Raw genomic sequence first — 1,034 nt, 5'->3', positions numbered from 1 at the left:
GTGGTGAAACTATTGCAAAAAACTTAAGTGAAGGCGAAAAAACTGCTATAGCATTCTCACACTTCATGGTTTTGTTAAATAGTTTGCATAACGATGGTAAATTACTTGATACTATAATATTTATTGACGATCCAATATCTAGTCTTGATGCAAACCATATAGCTCAAGTATCTTCCCTAATAAATTCATTTTTCTTTAGAAAAGGAGTACAAACGGATAAACCTGAAAAAGTAGTTGATTGTTTTAAACAACTATTTATTTCAACCCATAATTTTGAGTTTTATTCTTTCTTAAGGGACGCTAATAATATTAAGCGGAAAAAGAAAATAGAAAATGCTGACGGTAAAAAATCTGAAGCTCAATCTTGTTTTTCTTTTTTAATAAAAAAAGAAACAATTGATACATCGACAATAGTAAAAATGCCTGCTTCGTTAACTAGTTATAAATCTGAATATATCTATTTATTCTCTATAATTTACGACTTTTTTGAATCAAATTGTAGTGAAGAAAATCCACATTATGTGCTAATGCCAAATGCTGTTCGTAGGTTTTTAGAAATTTATACATTAATAAAACTGCCAGGAAACAATGGTGAGATTGATAGCAGAATAAGGGAACTTGTCGGTGATGTCAACGAATTAAAAATTTTACATCATTTTTCACATTTCACAACCTTTGAAAAAGCAACAAAACACGATGAATTAATTTTAAAATTACCTGAATTAACAGAAGATGTATTTACATTATTAAGTAAAGATGAACAACACTATTCTTCTCTTTGTGATGCAATAAATAAAAAAATGATTGTGTCATAATTTATTTTAATTATCTCATTCACCTGCACAAAAATTGCTCCTAGTCCAAGTATTCCTAGCATCAATTATTTGTTTGCTTCATTTCGCTAATTTCATTTATTCCTTCACAACCTTAAACCAAACCTCTTTTCCATTATCAATAACATCAACAAAATACATTCCACTAGCTTGATTACTCAAATCAATAGATTCATTAGTTAAGTTAGTAGAATGTTTTTC

General features: G+C 28.3%; 2 protein-coding genes. One reads left to right on the top strand and one right to left on the bottom strand.

Annotation, left to right across the window (positions count from 1 at the left end; all coding sequences use genetic code 11):
* Positions 1 to 815, top strand: an 815-nt coding sequence (locus O9267_RS14445; RefSeq protein WP_298180809.1) for an AAA family ATPase, incomplete at its 5' end; no start/stop codon positions are given.
* 96 nt (positions 816 to 911) lie between these two features.
* On the opposite strand, the gene O9267_RS14605 is transcribed toward O9267_RS14445, so the two are convergent.
* Positions 912 to 1,034: T9SS type A sorting domain-containing protein (locus tag O9267_RS14605; RefSeq protein WP_366522010.1), on the bottom strand; the 123-nt coding region annotated here is incomplete at its 5' end.

It is taken from the genome of Flavobacterium sp. (assembly GCF_027531705.1).
In the GTDB taxonomy this organism is placed as follows: Bacteria; Bacteroidota; Bacteroidia; order Flavobacteriales; family Flavobacteriaceae; genus Flavobacterium.
Note: the sequence above shows the minus strand (reverse complement) of the source record. Positions and strands in the feature narration are given on the sequence as shown.